Genomic DNA, 20,867 nt, shown 5'->3' on the forward strand with positions numbered 1-20,867 from the left:
GTGCAGCATGACGTTGACGCTGCCCGTCGCTCCGGCGTTCGTGACCCCGGCCGGTCCGATCCATCCCAGCGGCGACACGTCGTCGGCGCGGGAGGCGGCGGCGGGGAGGACGCCGAGAAGCGGTCCAGGACGTTGCGGGTGATGCGGTCCACGACCGGGTCGGTGAGGCCCTTGCCCCAGTTGACGGTGGCGGCGGTGAACACGGTGCCGGCGCCGAGGTCGAAGACGCCCATGGTGGCCGCGCCGCCCTGGCCGTACCGGCGCCAGTGCCGCAGGTCGGCGGTGGCGAGCACGACGAAGGACGGCGGGGTGCCGTCCCGGCCGGTGGCACGGGGGACGCCGTCGACGTCGACGATGTCGGCGGCGTCGGTCTCGTAGCCGAGGGTGCCCTGGCCGAACTTGTCTCCGTCGCTGAGGCCGGTGCCGTCGAACACCCAGTGCCCGGCGAACCGGGCGGTGAACGCCTCCAGCCCGATGACGGCCATCCCGTCGCCCCAGGCGCCGGCGCCGCGGCGGAAGCTGACGCCGGTCATCGCGTTCTCGGGGCGGTTGACGGGGGCGCTGGACCACTCGACGGTGACCCGGCCCGGGTCGGCGGCGGCCATCGGGTCGGTGGTGGCGTCGCGGTGGCAGACCATGGTGCGGCCGCCGTCCTCGAGGCGCATCTGCCACCATGCGGTGTTCGCGCCGAGGACGGCGAGGTTGCCGCCGCGGCGGACGAAGCTCTCCACGGCGTCGCGCTGCTCCCACGTCCAGTACTCGTCGTGGGCGCACACGACCAGCGCCCGGTGCCCGTCGAGGATCCCCGGGTCGAGGTGCAGGTCCAGGTTGGAGCAGAACTCGACCTGGTACCCGGCGGCGCGCAGCCAGCGCAGCAGCGGCTCCTCCCAGCGCTCCGGCGGCGGGCCGCCGCCCGGCCGGTCGAAGGTGACGGCGGTCGCCCGGGTCGGCTCCTCCGCGTAGTACAGGCCTTCGGACGGCCGGCCCGCCCGGTTGTACGCCTGCCACGTCGCGAACGGGATCGACACCAGGATCGGCGCGACCGGCGCCGCGGAGCGCACCACGAACCAGGCCTCGTCGTCGCCGGCGCCGTCGATGCGCGGGACCGCGCCGGGGGCGGCGAACGTGGCCCGGTACAGCGACGACGGCCACGACCCGGGCACCGGCAGGGTCCATGCCGGGCCGTCCACGGTGTCCCGGTGCATGACCAGGCCGGTGACCGCGTCGGTGACGACGACCTGCCCGGCGCCGCGCACCGCGAACCGCAGCGGGGTCCCGGCCACGCAGGAGGTGGCGCGCGCGTACGCCTGCGGGGTCACAGCAGCCCGGTCAGCGCGGTCATCGGCACGTCTTCCCCGGCGGCGCGCACCAGCAGCTCCTCGACCGCGCGCAGCTGGCCCTCGATCGCGGCCGGCGGCAGGTACGCGGTGTCGGCGGTGAGCGTCACGACGAGAGCCTGCCCGTCCTGGGTGATGTGCAGGCAGTACCGGCACGCGACGCGGTCCTGGGTGGCGGGGAAGTCGACCCGGGTGTCGCGTTGCAGGGCGCGCAGGTCAGCCGCGGTCCGGGTGGGCCGGCCCCCGCCGGTCTGCGCGACGAGCCGCATGTCGTTGAAGCAACAGTACGGGTGCACCTCGGTCCCGCGGGCCGCGGCGGCATCGGCGAGCATCGCGTCCCAGCCGGCCGGGTCGTAGGCTGCGGCGCGGTAACCGCGCAGGGCCGCCTGCCAGCCGGGGCGCAGCAGCGCGCCGAACGTGGGCCGCTCGACGTCCAGGACGAACAGGCCATCCTGGGACAGGGTGCTGACGAGGTCGCGGTGCCCGGTGGTGAACCGGTTGTTGACGATCGGCATGACGGCGGTGGTCGCGTGCCCGCCGGCGGCCGCGGCGAGGGCACCGGCGGCGGTGAGCAGCACGGTGGAGCCGCTGACGCCGTGCTGGGCGGCGAGCGCGTCCACGGCGCCGCTCAGCGCGCTCGACACGATCCGCCCGGTCCAGTACCGGGGTGCCTGCGGCGCGGCGACGGGGGTGGCGAACATGGTCGCGGGGATGCGGGCGAACTGCTCGGCCCAGTACGCGAGGGCGGCGGTCCCCCGCCGGTGCCCCTCCGCGGAGTGCTGCTCGGCGGCGAGGTCCAGCGGGGTGGTCTCCGGCTCGCGCAGGCCGCGGGTGCCGCGCCGCACGAGCAGCCGCAGGTCGCGGGCGAGCACCTCGGCGCCGTGCCCGTCGGTGGCGAGGTGGCACAGCACGAGGACCAGGTGGCTGACCTGATCGCCGGCGGTGACGAGCGCGGCGCGCAGCGGCCACTCGGCGCGGTAGTCGAACGCGGTGCCGGCAAGGAGATCCCGGACGCGGGTGGCCGCGGCGGCCGGATCGCCGCCACCGTCCACGATGGACACGTCGAGGACGCCGCCGTCGGCGAGGACCTGACCGGGCGCGCCGTCGGGTGTACAGGAAGGGTCGTCGAGACGGGTGCGCAGCGCCTCGTGGCGGGCGGCGAGGGCGGCGAGCGCGTCCAGCGCGGTGCCGACCGGCACGGTGCGCGGGCCGAGGTCGACGACCCGGTCCAGGTTGAAGTAGTGGTCGTTCGGGACGGTACGGCCGATCGCGTGCCAGATGGCCCGCTGCCCCCACGTCAGCGGGCCGGCGCCCGACCGCGCGCCGGTGAACGGCACCCGTGCCGTCGTCATCAGCTCAGTCATCGCGGACCGCCCGCTCCTGCACGGTGCGCACCAGGTCGTCGAAGTCGTCGAGATGGGTGCCGGGTACGTCCAGATCGAGCTGAACGCCGAGCTCGTCGTCGAGGGCGTCGATGAGCCGCAGCACGGCGAGGGAGCCGACGCCGAGCGCGGCGAGCGACCCGCCGGCGGCCAGGATCTCCTCGGTGCTGACCTCGCCGTCGGTCGCGGTGCTGACCATCCCCGCGACCCGGTCCCGCAGGTCGGCCCCGGTCATGCCGTCACCTCCGCTGCGCTGCGGGCCGCTCATCGGGCGGCCAGCCGCTGGCGCAGGCTCAGCGGGCGGATGTCGGTCCACACCTCGTCGATGTGGGCGACGCACTCGTCCTTCGTGCCGGTGAACCCGGTGCGCCGCCAGCCGGCGGGCGGCTCCTCGGCGGCGTTCCACAGCGAGTGCTGCTCCTCGTCGTTGACGACGACGGCGAACGTGTCCGGCGTGCTCATCGGGCCTCCCTGAGCTCGGCGATCGCGGCGACGACGCCGTCGATCGTGGGGGTGTCGAAGAAGACGTCGAGCGGCACGTCGACGCCGAGGCGTTTGCGGATACGGACCGCGATCTGGGTGATGGTCAGGGAGTGCCCGCCGAGGTCGAACAGGTCCTCGTCGGGGCCGATGTCGTCGATGCGGAGCACCTCCTGCCAGATGGCGGTGACCGTGGCGGTGGTGTCGTCGCCGGTACGGGTGGCCGCCGGCCCGTCCGGGCGCCCGCCGTCACCGGGTGCGGGCAGCGCCGCCCGGTCGAGCTTGCCGTTCGGGGTGAGCGGGAAGCGGTCCAGCGTGACGACGGCGGACGGCACCATGTACCCGGGCAGCACCCGCCCCACGTGCTCGCGCAGCGCCCCCGCGTCGACGGTGCCGTCGGTGGTGCCGTCCCTGGTGCCGGCGGGCACGACGTAGGCGACCAGGCGGGCCCGCGGGCCGTGCGGGTCGGCGAGGGTCACCGCGGCCTGCGCAACCGACGGGTGGGTGGCGAGGCGGGCCTCGATCTCGCCGGGTTCGATCCGGTGGCCGCGCAGCTTCACCTGGTTGTCGACCCGGCCGAGGAACTCCAGGCCGCCGGGGCCGCGGCGGACCCGGTCGCCGGTACCGTACATGCGGGCGCCGGGGGCGCCGGTCGGGTCGGGGCGGAACCGGTCGGCGGTGAGCCCGGACCGGCCGCGGTACCCGTGTGCGACGCCGGCGCCGCCGATCCACAGCTCCCCCGCGATGCCGTCCGGGACCGGCCGCAGGTCGCCGTCCAGGATGTGCAGGGTGGTGTTGGCGACGGGCCCGCCGATGGTGACGGGCGCGCCGGCCTCGATGTCGGCCAGGGCGGACCAGACGGTGGTCTCGGTGGGGCCGTACGCGTTGACGAGCCGCTTGACCAGGGGCCGCAGCGCGGCGGCGAGGTCGGCGGGCAGCGCCTCGCCGCCGCTGACCGCGACCAGGTCGCCGCCGGTGAGGCCGGCCTCCAGCAGCAGCCGCCAGCCGGACGGGGTGGCCTGTACGTGGGTGACGCCGTGCCGGTCGATGAGGCGCAGCTGGGCGGCGGCGTCGCGGTGCCCGTCCGGCGGCACGAGCACGACGCGGGCGCCGACGGTCAGCGGCAGCAGCAGCTCGACGGTGGAGATGTCGAACGACAGCGAGGTGAGCCCGAGCCAGGTGTCGCCAGGGGCGGCGCAGAGGTGGTCGCGCATCGAGTCCAGTAGGTTGGTCAGTGCGCCGTGCGGGACGGCGACGCCCTTCGGCCGCCCGGTCGAGCCGGACGTGTAGATGACGTAAGCGACGTCATCGGGGGACGGCGCCTCGTCCGGCGCGGCGTCGCCGGTGCCGTCGAGGGACACGTCGGCGGCGGTGAGGACCGTCGCGGCGCCGGCGTCGTCGCGGATGAAGGCGATGCGCTCCGCCGGGTAGGACGGGTCGAGGGGCAGGTAGGCGGCGCCGGTCTCCAGTACGCCGAGCACCGCGACGAGCAGCTCGGCGGTGCGCGGCAGGGCGATCCCGACGAGCGTGCCGGGCCCGATCCCCTGCCGCCGGAGCCGGCCCGCGAGGCCCGCGGCGGCGGCGGCGAGCTCGCCGTAGCTGACGCGCCGGTCGCCGCAGACGACCGCCTCCGCGTCCGGATCGGCGGCGGCACGGGCGAGGAACCGGTCCACGACGGTGTCCCGCGGCCCGGGACCGGCAGCGGCCACGGCCGGGGCCGCCGGCAGCGGCAGGTCGCCGATCGCGGTGCCCGGGGCGGCGACCGCGGCGGCGAGCAGCGCCCGGTACTCGGCGGCGACCTGGTCGGCGTCGAACGCGCCGGCGGCCAGCTGGAGGCTGCCCTCCACGACCGTGGGTCCCTCGACGAGCTGCAGGTTGGCGGTGCCGCGCACGGCGCCGCAGAACACCAGCCAGTCGACGGTGCTGCCGGTGCCGGTGAACGCGGGCGGGTCGGCGCGGCGCCGGTAGCTGACGGTCAGCGGGGCGAGCGCCGCCCGCGGGGTGAGGCGCACGGCGTGGCTGAGCGGGACGCCGCGGTGGGCGTACACCTCGCGCAGGTGCGCGCGCAGCGACCGGGCGAACGCGGCGAACGGTTGCGCCGGGTCCGGTGCGGTGGTGACCGGCAGCTCGTTGACGTGCAGGCCGATGCGCGGCGGCGCGGCACGGCCGGCGGTCGACAGTTCCACGGCGGTGGTGACGGTGTCGTTGCCGTACCGGCGCAGCAGCGCGTGCCAGGCGGCGAGGAGGAGCTCGAAGTGGGTGACGCCGGTCGTGGCGGCCGCCTCGGCGAGCTCCGCGGTGCCGATGGTGAACGGCACGGCGACGGCGGCCGGACCGGGCGGGGTGTGCCGCAGGCCGGGCAGCTGCGGCGGGGCCGGCTCCTGCCACCGCGCGGCCCAGAACGCCGCGGCCCCGGCCACGTCCACAGTGGACGCCTTATCACCAGCATCCACGGTGGACAGTGCGGCGCCGTTGTACGCGGCGGCGAGGTCGGCGACGAGGACCTGCTTGGAGGTGCCGTCGAAGACCAGGTGGTGCACGACGACCACCAGCAGGTGGTCGCCGGGCCCGGTCTGCAGCAGCGTGAACCGGGCCAGGGGGCCATGCCGCAGGTCGAACGGCTCGGCGGCGAGGGCCGCGACGTCTGCGGGCTCCCCCGCGCGCACGACGAGGTCCACGGGAGCGGCGGCGGGCACCAGGGCGGGCAGGTCCGTGTCGTCGACGGCGCCGGCGAGGACCGGGTGCCGGGCCACGACCGCGGCGCAGGCGGCGCGCAGCCGCTCGGCGTCGAGCCCGCCGGTGAACCGGATCGTCACCGTGAGGTGGTAGGCGGCCCCGGCCGGCAGGGCCTGCTCGGTGATCCAGACGCCGTGCTGGGCGGGCGTGAGCGGGATCGCGGCGGTCGTCCGGATGGCCTGGGTCGTCACTGGGTCGCCCTGTCGTCGTCGAGGAGCTGGCGCAGCTCACGTTTGAGGATCTTGCCGTTGTCGTTGCGGGGCAGCCGGTCCAGGAACAGGACCCGGCCCGGGACCTCGTGCCCGGCGAGCCGCTCCAGCAGGAACGTGCGCAGCTGCGGGGCGGTGAGGGGGCCGTCGGTGACGACGGCGGCGGCGACGGCGGCGCCGAGGACCGGGTGCGGCACCCCGAACGCGGCGGCCTCCCGCACCAGGGGGTGCTCGTGCAGGGCGTGCTCGATCTGCAGCGTCGACACCTTGTGCGCGCCGGACTTGACCACGTCGGAGTCGCGGTCGACGAGGTACAGGTAGCCGTCGGAGTCGAGGCGGCCGACGTCGCCCATGCGGACCCACCGGCCGCGGAACACCTCGGCGGACGCGTCGCCGTCGCGGTAGTACGACCGGGCCGCGACCGGCGAGCGCAGCCACACGTCGCCGACCTCGCCCGCGGGCAGCGGTTGCCCGGCCGGCCCGGCGATCATCAGGTCCGCGGCGACCGTCGGGCGGCCCAGCGCGGAAGGTCGTTCGGGGTCGAACACCATCGACGTCTGCGCCGGGGCGGCCTCGGTGGAGGTGTAGTAGTTGACGATCGTCGCGGCCGGGAACGCGGCGGCGAGCTGCAGCGCGACCGCGGGCGGCAGGGCGGCGGCGGTGGACCCGACCAGCCGGACCGCGGACAGGTCGTGCGTGGTGTGCACCATGGCGTGCAGCATCTCGATCGCCATGGCGGGCACGAGGAAGATGGTGCCGGCGGCGTACCGCTCGGCGAGCTTCGCGAACCGGCCGGGGGTGAACGTGCCGGCGGTCAGCGCGGCGGCGCGGGTGTTGAGCGCATTGACCAGCATCGCCTGCCCGGCGTTGCTGCCGACGGGGAACGCGTGCAGGAAGTGCGTGGAGTGCGCGAGCGGCCGGCGGCGCGGGTCGAGGGTGCAGCCGTGCGCGAGGTTGGCGTGGGTCGCGCCGACGCCCTTGGGCACGCCGGTGGTGCCGGACGTGTACAGGATCTGCGCGAGGTCCCGCGGCGCCGGCGGCTGCGGCGGCGGCTGGCCCCCGCCGCCGGCCTCGACCTCGGCGAGGGTCGCCGCCCACACCCCGTCGGCGTCCGGGCGGCCCGCCGGGCGCAGCACCGCGGCCGCGCCGCTGTGAGTGAGCACGTGACGGGCCTCGGCCGGGGCGAGCCGGTCCGACATCGGCACCGCGACCAGGCCGGCGCGCAGCACGCCGGCGAACGCGACCGCGTAGTCGTGCCAGCTCGCGGTGCCGTAGTGCAGCGCGACCCGGTCACCGGGCCACAGGCCACGGGCGTGCAGGCCGGCCGCGACCGATCCGGCCCGGGCGTGCCACTGGCGGAAGGTGACCTGCTCGTCGCCGGCGACCAGCGCGACCCGGTCCGGTTCGGTGTCCGCCCGGTGGGCGAGCAGCTCGGGCAGCGTCGCCGGCACCGCCGGGGCGCGCACGGGCCTGGCCCTGGCGGTCATCGGACCGGCTCCAGCGGCCGGGCGTCCTCGGTGGCGGGCACCCGGCGGCGCAGCTCCTGAATGCCGACGAGGTCGTCGGGCAGGGCGTCGGGCACGTCGCGGTCGAAGCGGCGCAGCACCGGGATCCGCAGCCCGGCGGCGACCATGGCCGCCATCGCGAGGCCGAACACGACGTACATGAAGGCGATCCCGCGGCCGGGACCGGTGCCGATGACCGCGCCGACCGACCCGGCGAGCGCGCCGCCGGGCGCCAGGAGCGGCTCGAAGAACTTCGTGCCGAGCGGTGCGACGATGCCGTGCCCGATCGGCAGCGTCGACCAGGCGACCATGGTGTTCAGGGCGAAGACCCGGCCGTGGTACCGCTGCGGCACCTTCACCTGCACGATCGTGGTGTAGACGCCGTTGACCAGCGACAGCGCCGCGGACAGGCCGAACGCGCACGCGCCGGCGACCCACACGCTCGGGTGGGTGCCGCCGAGGACGGCGGCGACGGCGAGCAGCGCGGCGAGGCCGAGCATGCCGCGCAGCCGCTGCCGGCGGGGCCCGCCCCAGAAGCCCATCGCGATGCCGCCGACGATGACGCCGGCGCCGCCGCACATGGCGACCCGCGCGGCCGCGTCGAGGTCGGTGAACGACAGCACGAGCGGGGTCATGAGCAGGAACAGCGGGGACAGGAAGATGTTCAGGCCGGCGAACCACAGCAGCATCGCCCGGAACCCGCGGTGGTGCCACGAGTAGGTGAAGCCGTGCCGGATCTCGGCGAGCAGCGACTCGCGGCGCCGCCACGGCAGGGTCTTCGGGAACTTGACGGCGGCCAGGACGGTGATCGCGACGGTGTAGCTGACCACATCGAGGATCAGGATGCCCTTGAGCCCGATGCCGGCCATGAGCCCGACCGCGACGAGCGGCACGACGAAGGCGCTGACCCCGCCGGCGAGCTGGACGATGCCGTTGGCGTGGCCGAGGTACTGCTTCGGCACGAGCTGCGGCACCGCGGAGGCGTACGCGAGCCGCTGGAACGTCAGCGCGATCGACAGCGCCCCGAGCAGCGGGTAGATGTGCCACGGCACGAGCGCGCCGCTGAGCAGCAGGGCCAGCAGCACGGCCTGGGTGGCGCCGGCGGCGACATCACCGGCGAGCATCACCTTGCGCCGGTCGAACCGGTCGACGATGGCACCGGCGAGAGGCCCGGCGAGGATGCCGGGGAGCATGCCGATGACGGCGTAGAGGGCGTACCGGGCGACGGAGCCGGTCTCCAGGTAGATCCAGATCGGCAGGGCGAACTCGGTGAGCGCGGAGCCGGTGATGGACACCAGCTGGCTGAGCGCCACGATGAGGAACCGGCCCATGCCAGGCTGCGGGACCGGTCTGGCCTGGGCAGGGTCGGCGGGAGCGGGCGCGGCGGCGCCGGTGCCGTGCAGCCACCACGACGTCTCCCCCGCCGTGGACGGCAGCACCTCCTGCGGCTGCGGACCGCCGGCGGCGAGGGCCGGGTGGGTGCGGCTGACGATCTCCGCCAGCTCCTTCGCCCGGTACTTGAGGAAGAAGTGCCCGGCCTCGTCCAGCAGCACCAGGGCGACCCGGTCGGAGACCAGCAGCCACTCCTTGTACCGCTCCTGGTAGAAGTCGGCGGCGGGGTCGCGGGTGCCCATGACCGACACGATCGGGGCGCGCAGCCGCGCGTCGCCGCCGTCGAGGGTGGCGGTGAAGTACTCCTCGGCGGCGACCGAGTCGCGGCGCATGTTGCCGATGATGAACTGCTTCTGGGTCTCGTCCAGGTCGGCGACGTCGGCGCCCATCGAGGTGAGCCAGTTCTCGTAGACGCGGTTGCCCAGCAGCGGCTCCAGGGCGGCGAACCGGCTCAGGGCGCTGAGCACCCGGCTGCGGGGGCGGGCGAACGGGAACTGCGCGCCGATGTAGACCGCTTCGAGATCCCGGCCGGCGTGTTCGAGGCGGCGGGCGACGGCGACGATGAGGGCGCTGCCGACGCCGCAGTGCCCGTACAGGGCGACGGGCCCGCTGACCCGCTCCTGGATCTCGGCGGCGACGCGGTCGGCGAGCTCCTCGAACGGCAGCCGCTGCTCGGTGAGGCCGACGTCGTGGCCGGGGATCGCCACCGACCACAGCGCGTGCCCGGCCGGCAGCGCGTCGGCGAGCGGCTGGTAGACCACGGCGCTGCCGCCGCCGTACGGCACGCAGACCAGCGACCGCTGCGGCGTCCTGGCGTCCCTGGTGAGCCGGTGCAGCAGCCGCCGCGGCCCGCGGTCCTCGGCGGACATGGTGGCGAACGCGGCCAGCTCGCGGATCGTCTTGAGGGTGAACACGTCCATGACGCTGACCGGCTGGCCGACGCCGTCGAGCTGCTTGCGGGCCCGGGCGACGACCTGGGTGGCCAGCAGCGAGTGCCCGCCGAGGTCGAAGAAGTCGTCGTCGACGCCGACGGACGGCAGCCCGAGCACGTCGCACCAGATCGCGGCGAACACCAGCTCGGCCGGGGTGCTCGGCGGTGCGCTGCCTCCGCCGGCGGCGGCGACCGGTGCGGGCAGGGCGCGGCGGTCCAGCTTGCCGCTGGGGCCGAGCGGGAGCCGGTCGAGGCCGACGTACGCGCTGGGCACCATGTAGTCCGGCAGCGCCTTCTTGAGGGCCGTCTTGAGCGCCGCCGGGTCGGGTTCGGCGTCGGCGACGAGGTAGGCGACGAGGCGCTTGTCGCCGGGCCGGTCCTCGCGGACGGTGACGGCGGCCTCGGTGACGCCCGGCTGGGCGCGCAGCGCGGCCTCGATCTCGCCGAGCTCGATGCGCAGGCCGCGCAGCTTTACCTGGTGGTCGATGCGGCCGAGGAACTCGATGGTGCCGTCGGCGCGCCACCGGGTGAGGTCGCCGGTGCGGTACAGCCGGCCGCCGGGCGGCCCGAACGGGTCCGGGACGAACCGGGTCGCGGTGAGGCCGGGCCGGTCGTGGTAGCCCAGGGCCAGGCCGACGCCGCCGATGTGCAGCTCGCCGGGGACGCCGGGGGGCACCGGTTGGCCGGCCGGGTCCAGCACGTACAGGCGGATGTTCTGGATCGGCGCGCCGATCGGCACCGTGCCGGCGTCGCCCACGCACCGGAACGCGGACACGTCGACGGCGGCCTCGGTGGGGCCGTACAGGTTCCACAGCGGGGTCGCGGGCAGCGCGGCGGCGAACGCGCGCACGGCGTCGGCCGGCAGCTCCTCGCCGCTGCACACGACGCGGCGCAGGCTGGTGCAGGCGGCGATGCCGTCCTCGGCGAGGAACATCGCCAGCATCGACGGCACGAAGTGGGTGGTGGTGACGCCCTCGCGGACGATCAGGTCGCGCAGGTACGCCGCGTCCTTGTGCCCGCCGGGCCTGGCCAGCACGAGCCGGGCGCCGGTGATGAGCGGCCAGAAGAACTCCCACACGGACACGTCGAAGCTCGCCGGGGTCTTCTGCAGCACGACGTCGGTGCCGTCGAGCCGGTACGTGCGCTGCATCCAGTCGAGCCGGTTGACGATGCCGCGGTGCGTGTTCGGCACGCCCTTCGGCTTCCCCGTCGAGCCGGACGTGTAGATCATGTACGCGACGTCACCGGCCCGCGGCGCGTCGGGCACCGGCGGCAGCTTGCGGGCGAACGCCGACGGGTCGTCGAGGAAGATGACGGTGGCGGTGGTGTCCGGCACCGGCAGCCGCGACTGGGTCAGCAGCACCGGCGCGCCGGCGTCGGCGAGCATGAACGCGAGCCGGTCCGCAGGGTAGTCCGGGTCGAGCGGCACGTACGCGGCGCCGGACTTCAGCACGCCGAGGAGGCCGACGACGAGGTCGGTGGAGCGTTCGGCGCTGACCGCGACGAGCCCGCCGGGGCCGGCGCCCTCGGCGCGCAGCCGGCGCGCGACCCGGTCGGCGGCGGCCTCCAGCTCCCGGTAGGTGAGGCGCCGGTCCTGGAACTGCACGGCGACCGCGTCGGGGGTACGGGCGGCCTGGGCGGCGATGAGCCCCGGCAGGGTCGCCTCGTCCGGGAAGTCGGCGGCGGTGTCGTTCCAGGCGTGCAGCACCAGGTCGCGTTCGGCGGGCTCCAGCAGGTCCACGGCGGACACCGGGACGTCGGGGCGGGCGACGACGGCGCGCAGCAGCTGGTCGAGGTGACGGCCGATGCGGGCCACGGTGGCCTCGTCGAACAGGTCGACGTTGTAGTTGAAGGCGCCGCGCAGCCCGGTCGGGTCCTCCATGACGAACAGCTCGAGGTCGAAGCGGGTGCCGGTGGCCCGCAGCCCGAACGGGGTCACGTCCAGCGGCCCGCCGGCGTCGGCGGCGGCCGCGGTGGCGTAGTTCTGCACGGCGAGGACGGCCTGGAAGACCGGGGAGCGGCTCACGTCGCGGGCCACGTTGAGCTCCGACACCAGCTGCGCGAACGGCAGCTCCTGGTGCGCGTACGCGGACAGGCACGTCTCGCGGGTGCGCCCGACCAGCTCGACGAAGGTCGGGTCGCCGTCGAGGCGGGCCCGGATCGCCAGGACATTGACGAACATGCCGATAAGCCGCTCCAGCTCCGGCTCGGGGCGCCCGGCGATCGGCGAACCGACGGCGAAGTCCCGCTGCCCGCTGTGCCGGGCCAGCACGACCTGGAACGCGGCCATCAGCACCATGTAGACGGTGGCGCCGTGGGTACGGCCGAGGGCGGTGAGCCCGCCGAGCAGCTCCCGGTCGATGTCGAAGCCGTAGCCGGCGCCGTCGAACGTCTGCTGCTTGGGGCGGGGCCGGTCGGTGGGCAGGGCGAGGGGTTCGACGCCGGCGAGCTCGGTGCGCCAGTAGTCGACCTCGCGGGCCAGCGCCGCCCCGGTGAGCCGCTCGCGCTGCCAGGCGGCGAAGTCGCCGTACTGTACGGGCAGCGGCGGCACCGGCGACGGGACCCCGGCGGCGTACGCGTCGTAGCCGGCGAGGACCTCACCGACGAGGACCTCGCTGGACCAGCCGTCGCTGATGCTGTGGTGGGTGACGAGCAGCAGCACGTGGTCGTCGGTCACCGGCCGCCCGGCGGTGCCGGTGATGCGCACCAGCAGGGCGCGCAGCAGCGGGCCGTGCACGAGGTCGAAGAGGCGGCCGACGGCCTCGTCGACGATGCGGGCGGCGGCCTGCTCGTCGGTGGCGTCCACGACGGTCAGCGTGACCTGCGCGTCCGGGCTGCCGGGCGCGGCGATCTCCAGGACGGGCCTGCCGTCGTCGGTGACCGGGTACCGGGTGCGCAGCGACTCGTGCCGGGCGACGACGTCGTCGAGCGATCTGGCGAGGGCCGCCTCGTCGAGGGCACCGCGCAACCGGCGGGCGACGGGGATGTGGTAGGCGGCGGTGCCGGGAGCGAACTGCTCCATGAACCAGAGTCGTTCCTGGGCGAACGACAGCGGCGGGGTGGTGCCCGCCGGACGGACCGGAATGGTGGCCTCGGCGGCGGCCGGTCGTCTGCGGAGTCTCGCGCTGAGCAGTGCCCGCTTCGTCGCGGACAGGTCCTCCACGGTCATGCGTTCGCCTCCGCTGCGCTCCGGCGCCCGCCTGACTGACCGCGCTGCTGATGCCCGATGTCCTCGCTGCGCTGCGGATCGGTCATAACTGTTCCCCCGTGAGCATGTGCTGTGCCGTCTCCTCGCTCATCGCCTCGATCTCGGCGATGAGCAGCGCCTCGACGGCCGCGGCGAACCCGGCGACCGTGCGGTGGGTGAACAGGGTGCGGATCGGCACCGCCAGGTCGACGGCGGCGCGGATGCGGGCCACCATCCTGGTGGCGAGCAGCGAGTGGCCGCCGAGGTCGAAGAAGTCGTCGAGCGCGCCGACCTTCTCCACGCCGAGCACCGCGGCCCACACACCCGCGACGAGGTCCTCGGCGTCGGTGCGCGGCGCGAGGTACCCGGTCGCCGAGCGGATTTCCGGGTCGGGCAGGACGGCCTTGTCGAGCTTGCCGTTGACGGTCAACGGCAGCGCGGCCAGGGTGACGACCGCGTTGGGCACCAGGTGCGCCGGCAGCGTCGCGGCAAGCGCTTGCCGGAGCCCAGCGGGGTCCAGGGCGGCCGGGTCGCGGCCCGATTCCGGGCCTGCCGGGACGACGTAGCCGATGAGCGCGTCGGCGCGGGCGACGACGGCGGCCTGCCCGACGCCGGGCAGGGCGAGCAGCGCGGCGGTGACCTCGCCGGGCTCGATCCGGTACCCGCGGACCTTGACCTGCTCGTCGAGGCGGCCGAGGAACTCCAGCTGCCCGTCGGGCCGCCACCGGACCCGGTCGCCGGTGCGGTACCGGCGAGCGCCGGGCGGACCGTCCGGGTCGGGCTCGAACGCCTCGGCGGTGCGGCCGGGGCGGCCGAGGTAGCCGTGGGCCACGCCGGCGCCGCCGATGCGCAGCTCGCCGGGGACGCCGGGCGGCACCGGGCGGCCGTGCCGGTCGGTGACGGCGACCGTGGTGTTCCACAGTGGACGCCCGATCGGCGGCCGCTCGGCGGTGTCGGCGCCGGTGTCCCCGCCGGTGAGATCCGCGACGGTGGCGATGATGGTGGTCTCGGTCGGGCCGTAGGAGTTCACCAGCCGGACCCGGTCGCCGAACGTGGCCCGCCACGCGGCGACGGCGGCCGCCTCGACCTGGTCGGCGCCGAGGATGACCAGGCGCAGCCCAGCCGGCCAGCGCACCCCGCTGAGGTCGTCGACGAGCCGGTGCCAGTACGGCGTGGGCAGGTCCAGCACGGTGACGGCGGCGCCGGCCGGCGTGGCGAGGAAGTCCGGCAGGTCGGCGTCGGCGAACACGACGGTGCCGCCGGCGCTCAGCGCCGGCCACAGCTCCTCGGCGTGGGTGTCGAAGCTCAGCGCGGCGAACTGCGCGACGGTGTCGGCGGCGGTGATGCCGTAGCCGTCGCGCATCCAGGCGGCGCGCGCGGCGAGGGCCCGGTGCGGCACGAGGACCCCCTTCGGGGTGCCGGTCGAGCCGGAGGTGTAGATGACGTACGCGGCGTCCTCGGGGTCCGGCGGCACCGGGTGCCGGGTGCCGGTCGCGGTGACCGGCAGGGTCCGCACGCCGTCGAAGGGATGCCGGTCGCCGGTGACGACGACGGCGGCGCCGCTGTCGGCGACCATGAACGCCAGCCGTGCCGCCGGGTACGCCGGGTCGAGCGGCAGGTAGGCGGCGCCGGCCCGCCAGGCGGCGAGCATGGCGACGACGGCGTGCGGCCCGCGGGGCAGGCACACGCCGACGATCCGCGGCGCGCCCGCCGGCAGCGCCGCGAGCAGGGCCTCGCCCAGGGCCCCCGCCAGCCGGCCCGAGGCCTCCCAGAGCTCGGCGTACGTCATGGTGTCCAGGGCCGCCCGGCCGGGGTGTGCGGCCACCCGCGCCGCCAGCTCGTCCAGGACGGTGCCCGCGGGCGGGGCGCCGGCCGTACCCGCGCGGGCGAGGAACGCACGGTCGGCCCCGGTGAGCGCGGGCAGGTCCCGCAGGCGGGTGTCCGGGGCGGCGATCGCGGCGCGCAGCAGCAGCTCGAAGCGCTCGGCCAGGGCGGCGATCGTCTCGGGGCGGAACAGGTCGCGGCGGTAGCCGAAGACGGTGAGCAGGTCCTCGCCGGAGCGCCAGACGTCGAGCATGACGTCGACCTTGGTCTGGGCGTGGCCGCCGTCGATCTCGACCGCGGTCAGCGGGCCGAACGGCCGCGGCACGCCGTGCCGGTCGCCGTCCTGGCTGTGCACGGTGAGCAGGGTCTGGAACAGCGGGTTGCGCGACAGGTCCCGCTCCACCTGCAGCTCGTCGAGGAGCCGCTCGAACGGCATGTCCTGGTGGGAGAACGCGCCGAGTGCGATGCGGCGGGTGGCCCGCAGCAGCTCCCGGAACGTGACGTCGGCCCCGAGGTCGCCGCGCATGACGAGGGTGTTGGAGAAGTAGCCGACGAGCGGCTCGAGGTCCGGGTCGTTGCGCCCGGCGACGGGCACGCCGACGCTGATGTCGTCCTGGCCGGTGTGCCGTTGCAGCAGCACCTGGTACGCGGCGAGCAGCACCATGAACGGGCTGACCCGTTGCTCGCGGGCGAACGCGTCGAGGGCGGCGGCGCCGGCGACGCGGCGGGTGTGGAACGCGCCGTCGGACGTCCTGGACGCGGGCCGCCGCAGGTCGGGCTGCAGGTCCAGGGGGGTGGCGCCGGTGAGCTGCTCCCGCCAGAACGTGGTGTCCTGCTCGGCGCCGGCGTCGCGCTGGGCCCGGGCGAACGCGGCGTACGTGGTCGGCAGCGGCGGCGCGTCGAAGGTGCCGGCGTATCGGCCGGCCAGCTCGTCGCGCAGCACGTTGAGCGACCATCCGTCGGCGGCGATGTGGTGCACGACGAGGCTCAGGACGTGCTCGCCCGGCCGGTCGGTGACGCGCAGCAGGGTGGCCCGCAGCAGCGGCCCCTCGGCCAGGTCGAACGGGGCGTTGCTGCGCTCGGCGAGCAGCGCGTCGAGCTCGGCGGCGGTGCAGGCGAGCTCCCGCAGGGCCGGCGCGGGCCCGGCGGTCGCGTGCGGGCGCCCGTCGACGGCGGGGAACCTGGTGCGCAGCGTCGCGTGCCGCTCGACCACCCCGTGCAGCGCCGCACACAGCGCGTGGACGTCCAGGTCACCGGTCAGCCGCAGGACCAGCGGGATGTTGTAGGAGGCGTCACCGGGATCGAGCTGGTCCAGAAACCAGAGCCGTTCCTGACCGAAAGACAATGCTCCCGACACGAGTCCCCTCTCGTCGGCGTGACCATCGGTAAGGTACGAGTCGACGCGCAAACTGTCAACATTCCTTACGATTAAGTTGCCCGTCGATGCCGCGGACCGCCCGGCGCCCGTCGATCTTGTTCAGTACAGTGCCGGCATGGCGAACCCACGGCAGCGCATCCAGGCCGAGCTCGGCGTCAAGCCCACGATCGACCCGGCGGCGGAGATCCGCGGGCGCGTCGGCTTCCTCAAGGACTACCTGCGCTCCACCCCCGCGGTGGGATACGTCCTGGGCATCAGCGGCGGCCAGGACAGCACCCTCGCCGGCCGGCTGTGCCAGCTCGCGGTCGAGGAGCTGCGCGCCGACGGGCGGGCGGCCACGTTCGTCGCCGTGCGGCTGCCGTACGGCACACAGGCCGACGAGCAGGACGCGCAGCTCGCGTTGAAGTTCATCAGCCCGGACCGCTCAATCACGGTGAACGTCAAGCCCGGCGCGGACGCCGTCGCGGCCGAGACGGCGCTGGGCCTGCACGACCTGCTCGGCGGCGAGCCGTGGCTGCGCGACTTCGTCCGCGGCAACATCAAGGCCCGCGAGCGCATGGTGATCCAGTACGCGATCGCCGGCCAGCTCGGCATGCTCGTCGTGGGCACCGACCACGCCGCCGAGGCGGTGACCGGCTTCTTCACCAAGCACGGCGACGGCGGCGTCGACCTGACCCCGCTGACCGGCCTGACCAAGCGCCAGGGCGCCGCTCTGCTGCAGGAGCTGGGCGCCCCGGCCAGCACCTGGCAGAAGGTGCCGACCGCCGACCTCGAGGACGACCGCCCCGCCCTGCCCGACGAGGTGGCGCTGGGCCTGACGTACGAGCAGATCGACGACTACCTGGAGGGCGCCGACGTCGCGCCCGAGGTGGCGGCGAGGCTGGAGTCGGTGTACCGCTCGACCCGCCACAAACGCGCCCTGCCGGCGACGCCCCTCGACGGCTGGTGGGCTCAGTTGTAGAAGGCGGTGCAGCCGTACGGCAGTGCCTCGCCGTCGACGATCACCGGGTGGCCCGGCGGCAGGGGCGGGCCCGGCAGGGACGGGATCTCGAGCCCGGCCAGGTCCAGGGTGCGGAAGCCCTCGCCGTCGTCCTCGTCGGGCTCATCGTCGGGATCATCGCCGGGGACCGTCGCGAGCAGGTCGACGGTGCCGGTGACCGCGCCGTCCGCGTGGACGGTCAGGGTGCACGCCTCGGTCCAGCGGGGGTCGACGTCCAGGCCGGTCAGCACCCGGATCAGGTCGTCGCGGTCGGCCAGGACGTAGCACTCGGTGATGGTGTCGCTGTTGTTGGGCAGCCCCGTGTGCCGCAGGACGTAGAAGCTGTGCATGGCCGTACCGTAGCCGGGTGGATGCGACGCAGCGCGACGACCTCGACGGGCTCCGCGCGGCCGCCGGCACCGGCGACCCGGCGGCGATGCGGGCGCTCGGGCACCGGCTGTGCGTGCTGAGCGGGGCCGTGTATCTGGACACCCCCGACGACGAGCCCGAGGCGGAGCGCTGGCTGCGCCGCTCGCTCGCCGCCGCGCCGGCCGACCCGGTCACGGCGACCCTGCTGGCCGGGCTCCTGCTGCGCCAGCAGCGCACCGCGCTGGAGCTGTCCCCGCTGTACGACGGCCTCGGCGCCCCCGGCACCGGCCGCGCGGCATGGCTGCGAGCGCTGTGGCGCCGGCGCGCCGAGGCCCTGGACTGGTTCCGGCGCGCTCTCGCGGCGGACCCGGTGCACGCGGCCGCGGCGAACGGGCTCGCGCTGGCGCTGCTGGACCCGCCGCACACCGAGGACTTCGTGTACTACCCGGCCGGCGACGAGCCGGAGCCCGAGGGTCTGGACGACGAGGACCCGGCCGCGCTCGCCGAGGCCGAGGCGCACCTGCAGCGGGTCCTGACGGCCGGCCCGGGCGACGCCGTCACCACCGCCGTGCTCGCGCGCGTCACCGCCGCGCGCAGCGACCGGTGACGTGAACTACTCGTTGGGGTAGACGAGGCCGATCTGGCGCCGGATCTCGTCGAGGGTGCCCATGATCGACAGGGTCTCGCCCATCGGCAGCAGCGGCGAGTCGGTGGCGCCGGCGGCGAGCAGCTCCGCGAAGTGTGCCGCCTGGTAGACCAGGCCCTCGTGACCGGTGACGGCGGCCGGTGCGCTCTCCCGCGTCTCGCCGGTGACGGCGGTGAACCGCACCTGCTGCGGCTGATAGAACGGCCCGGCGATCTCGATCCGGCCGGCGGTGCCGGAGATGCTGGCCGTGGTCGGTGACGCCGCCGTCTGGGTGGTGGAGATGATCCCGTGCGCGCTGCCCGTGCGCAGCACCGCGGAGACCTGGGCGTCGACGCCGGTCGTCGTCATGGTGCCGGTCGCCTGGATCTCCTCGGGGGCGCCGAGGACGAAGGACGTGAACGAGATCGGGTAGATGCCGAGGTCCAGCAGGGCGCCGCCGGCCAGGGCGGGGTTGAGCAGCCGGTGCGTCGGCTCGATCTCGAAGTACTGGCCGTGGTCGCTGATCACGGTCTGCACCTCGCCGAGCCCGCCGTCGGCCAGCACCTGCCGGATGACGTCGTAGTGCGGCAGGAAGCGGCTCCACATCGCCTCCATGAGCAGCAGGCCCGAGCCGCGGGCCAGCTCGACGAGCTGCGCGGCCTGCGCCGCGTTCTGCGTGAAGGCCTTCTCCACCAGGACCGGCCGGCCGGCGCGCAGCGCCAGCAGCGTCTGCTCGAAGTGGTGGCTGTGCGGCGACGCGACGTACACCGCGTCGATGCCTGGGTCGGCGACGAGCGCCTCGTAGGAGCCGTACGCACGCTCCGCGCCGTGCCGCGCGGCGAACGCCTCGGCGCGCTGGGTGGAGCTGGAGCCGACCGCGACGATCCGCGACTTCGAGTACCGGTGGACGGCGTTGGCGAACTGCTCCGCGATCCATCCGGGCGCGATGACGCCCCACTTCATCGGCGGTGCGTCCGCGGGGTCGGCGGTGCGTGCGGCGGGCAGAGCGTTCACGGTCGTCCCTCTGTCGTTCGGTTCCTTACGACGAACCTACACGGCGCCGCCGGTGCGACGATCCGCATCCGGCGGGCGCCGAGGGCGACGGTGATCATGACGCGGGCAACCCCGCCTGCCGCGCCGCGACAGGGCGAACGGGGGATCGCCCTGTCGCGGCCGGCCGGCGGTCAGGCCGCGAGGCGGGCCGTGACCGCGGTCGCCATGCCCTGCTCGCCGGCGGCGTTCGGGTGGAACGGCGCGGCGGCGTTCTCCGGCACGAGGCCCTCGACCCAGCGCACGCTCTTCGACCGGCACACGTCGTGGCCGATCGACGGGGTGTACACGTCGGCGTACTGCGCGCCGTTGGCCGCCGCGGTCCGGGCCAGCATGCTGTTGAGCGACTTCGCCACCGTCCGCAGGTACGGCACGTCGCCGAACGCGAACGGCACCACCGGCCAGCACCCGTAGCCGCTGTCCGGCACGATCACCGGGTAGCCGACGACGACGATGCGGGCGTTCGGCGCGGCGGCGCGCACGGCCTGCACGACCGCGGCGACCTTCGGGGCCGCCGCGGCGATGCGGGCCTGCAGCTGGTCGGTGCCGCCGGCGGTGTACCGGTCCCGGCACGGCGTGCCGAACGGGTCACCGACCCCGTCCTGCGCGCAGGCGGACACGATGCCCGAGAAGCCGATGTCGTTGCCGCCGATGCCGATCGTGACCAGGGCCGTCGCGGCGGTGACGGCGCTGATCTGGGCCGGCACGGGCAGCCCGAGCGTCCCCTTGCCGGCGTTGAGGATGTCGCCGGTCGTCGCGCCGCCGCAGCTGACGTCGGCGAACGCGGCGGAGCCGATCGCGCGGGCGACCAGCGACGGGTAGTTGCGGTTCGACCGCACGCAGTTGAGGTCGACCTGGTCGGAGATGAGCGGTCCGGAGGTGTAGGAGTCACCGAGCGCCACGTACCGGCCGGTCGGCGCGGCGGCGTGGGCCGGGGTGCCCGGCAGGACGGTGACGGTGACGGCGGCGCTGATGACGGCGGTGAGGACGGCGGCGCGCAGGCGCGGGGCGGCGAGGCTCATGGCGGTCCCTTTTGGCGGAAAGGGGTGGTACAGGGACCGCGATTCTGTCACCATCCAGCGACATCGGTCAATGGCCTTCGCCGCGCACCCCCGCGCGGCGTCACCGGGTCATCCGCTCCACGGCCAGGGCAAGGCCGAGCGGCAGCGCCCGGCCAAGGAGGGCGTCGAGACCGTGATCTCCGAGCGCCCGATGGGCGTGTTCAGCCGGCAGCTGTTCCTCGGCGACACCCTCGACACGGACAAGCTCGAGGCCACCTACGACAACGGCGTGCTGACCCTGCGCATCCCGGTGTCCGAGCACGCCAAGCCCCGCAAGATCAGCGTCGGCGCCGGCACCACCGGCCTGCGCCAGATCAAGGGCTGATCAGACCGCCCTCTCCGGTCACCTCAACCGGCCCGGCGCCACGCCGACCGCGGGCGCCGGGCCGGGACCCGGGACCGCACACGGCGGGCCTGACAAT

General features: G+C 75.1%; 13 protein-coding genes and 1 pseudogene. 3 read left to right on the plus strand and 11 right to left on the minus strand.

Annotation, left to right across the window (positions count from 1 at the left end; all coding sequences use genetic code 11):
* The 8 genes from AB0H83_RS26845 to AB0H83_RS26880 form a co-directional block, all read right to left on the minus strand.
* Positions 1-1,319: N,N-dimethylformamidase beta subunit family domain-containing protein (locus AB0H83_RS26845; RefSeq protein ID WP_360099094.1), on the minus strand; the 1,319-nt coding region annotated here is incomplete at its 3' end.
* Complete coding sequence (locus tag AB0H83_RS26850; protein WP_360099096.1) at positions 1,316-2,689, minus strand: condensation domain-containing protein; 1,374 nt, start codon at positions 2,687-2,689, stop codon at positions 1,316-1,318. The genes AB0H83_RS26845 and AB0H83_RS26850, both read right to left, overlap by 4 nt.
* Positions 2,690-2,693: 4 nt before the next feature.
* Positions 2,694-2,954, minus strand: a complete 261-nt coding sequence (locus AB0H83_RS26855) for a phosphopantetheine-binding protein (protein ID WP_360099098.1) — start codon at positions 2,952-2,954, stop codon at positions 2,694-2,696.
* Between the two features lie 29 nt (positions 2,955-2,983).
* The gene (locus tag AB0H83_RS26860) at positions 2,984-3,181 is read right to left on the minus strand and encodes an MbtH family NRPS accessory protein (RefSeq protein WP_033360100.1); all 198 of its coding nucleotides are present in this window, start codon (positions 3,179-3,181) and stop codon (positions 2,984-2,986) included.
* Positions 3,178-6,126, minus strand: coding sequence for an amino acid adenylation domain-containing protein (locus tag AB0H83_RS26865; RefSeq protein ID WP_360099100.1), 2,949 nt, complete (start codon positions 6,124-6,126; stop codon positions 3,178-3,180). Before AB0H83_RS26865 ends, AB0H83_RS26860 begins: the two co-directional genes overlap by 4 nt.
* Positions 6,123-7,631, minus strand: coding sequence for a class I adenylate-forming enzyme family protein (locus AB0H83_RS26870; protein ID WP_360099102.1), 1,509 nt, complete (start codon positions 7,629-7,631; stop codon positions 6,123-6,125). The genes AB0H83_RS26865 and AB0H83_RS26870 overlap by 4 nt, the downstream gene beginning before the upstream one ends.
* Positions 7,628-13,141: an amino acid adenylation domain-containing protein gene (locus AB0H83_RS26875; RefSeq protein WP_360099104.1), complete on the minus strand. Its 5,514-nt coding sequence runs from the start codon at positions 13,139-13,141 to the stop codon at positions 7,628-7,630. The genes AB0H83_RS26870 and AB0H83_RS26875 overlap by 4 nt, the downstream gene beginning before the upstream one ends.
* Before the next feature lie 82 nt (positions 13,142-13,223).
* Complete coding sequence (locus AB0H83_RS26880; protein WP_360099106.1) at positions 13,224-16,328, minus strand: amino acid adenylation domain-containing protein; 3,105 nt, start codon at positions 16,326-16,328, stop codon at positions 13,224-13,226.
* Between the two features lie 148 nt (positions 16,329-16,476).
* Between AB0H83_RS26880 and nadE the strand changes: the two genes are divergently transcribed.
* Positions 16,477-17,322: an ammonia-dependent NAD(+) synthetase gene (nadE, locus tag AB0H83_RS26885; protein WP_360099108.1), complete on the plus strand. Its 846-nt coding sequence runs from the start codon at positions 16,477-16,479 to the stop codon at positions 17,320-17,322.
* Here nadE and AB0H83_RS26890 read toward each other — a convergent pair.
* Positions 17,313-17,690, minus strand: a complete 378-nt coding sequence (locus AB0H83_RS26890) for a hypothetical protein (RefSeq protein ID WP_360099110.1) — start codon at positions 17,688-17,690, stop codon at positions 17,313-17,315. The genes nadE and AB0H83_RS26890 overlap by 10 nt on opposite strands.
* A 17-nt stretch (positions 17,691-17,707) precedes the next feature.
* On the opposite strand from AB0H83_RS26890, the gene AB0H83_RS26895 reads away from it, so the two are divergent.
* A complete protein-coding gene (locus AB0H83_RS26895; RefSeq protein ID WP_360099112.1) occupies positions 17,708-18,316 on the plus strand; it encodes a hypothetical protein in 609 nt (202 codons plus the stop codon).
* A 6-nt stretch (positions 18,317-18,322) separates the two neighbouring features.
* Here the strand turns inward: AB0H83_RS26895 and AB0H83_RS26900 are convergent, their stop codons facing one another.
* Positions 18,323-19,348: a Gfo/Idh/MocA family oxidoreductase gene (locus AB0H83_RS26900; protein ID WP_360099114.1), complete on the minus strand. Its 1,026-nt coding sequence runs from the start codon at positions 19,346-19,348 to the stop codon at positions 18,323-18,325.
* Positions 19,349-19,518: 170 nt separating this feature from the next.
* Positions 19,519-20,406, minus strand: coding sequence for an SGNH/GDSL hydrolase family protein (locus AB0H83_RS26905; protein WP_360099116.1), 888 nt, complete (start codon positions 20,404-20,406; stop codon positions 19,519-19,521).
* Positions 20,407-20,536: 130 nt separating this feature from the next.
* Here AB0H83_RS26905 and AB0H83_RS26910 point away from each other — a divergent pair.
* Positions 20,537-20,770, plus strand: a pseudogene (locus AB0H83_RS26910) (Hsp20/alpha crystallin family protein); the annotation flags it as partial.
* Positions 20,771-20,867: the final 97 nt, after the last annotated feature.

Source organism: Dactylosporangium sp. NPDC050688, assembly GCF_040654515.1.
In the GTDB taxonomy this organism is placed as follows: Bacteria; Actinomycetota; Actinomycetes; order Mycobacteriales; family Micromonosporaceae; genus Dactylosporangium.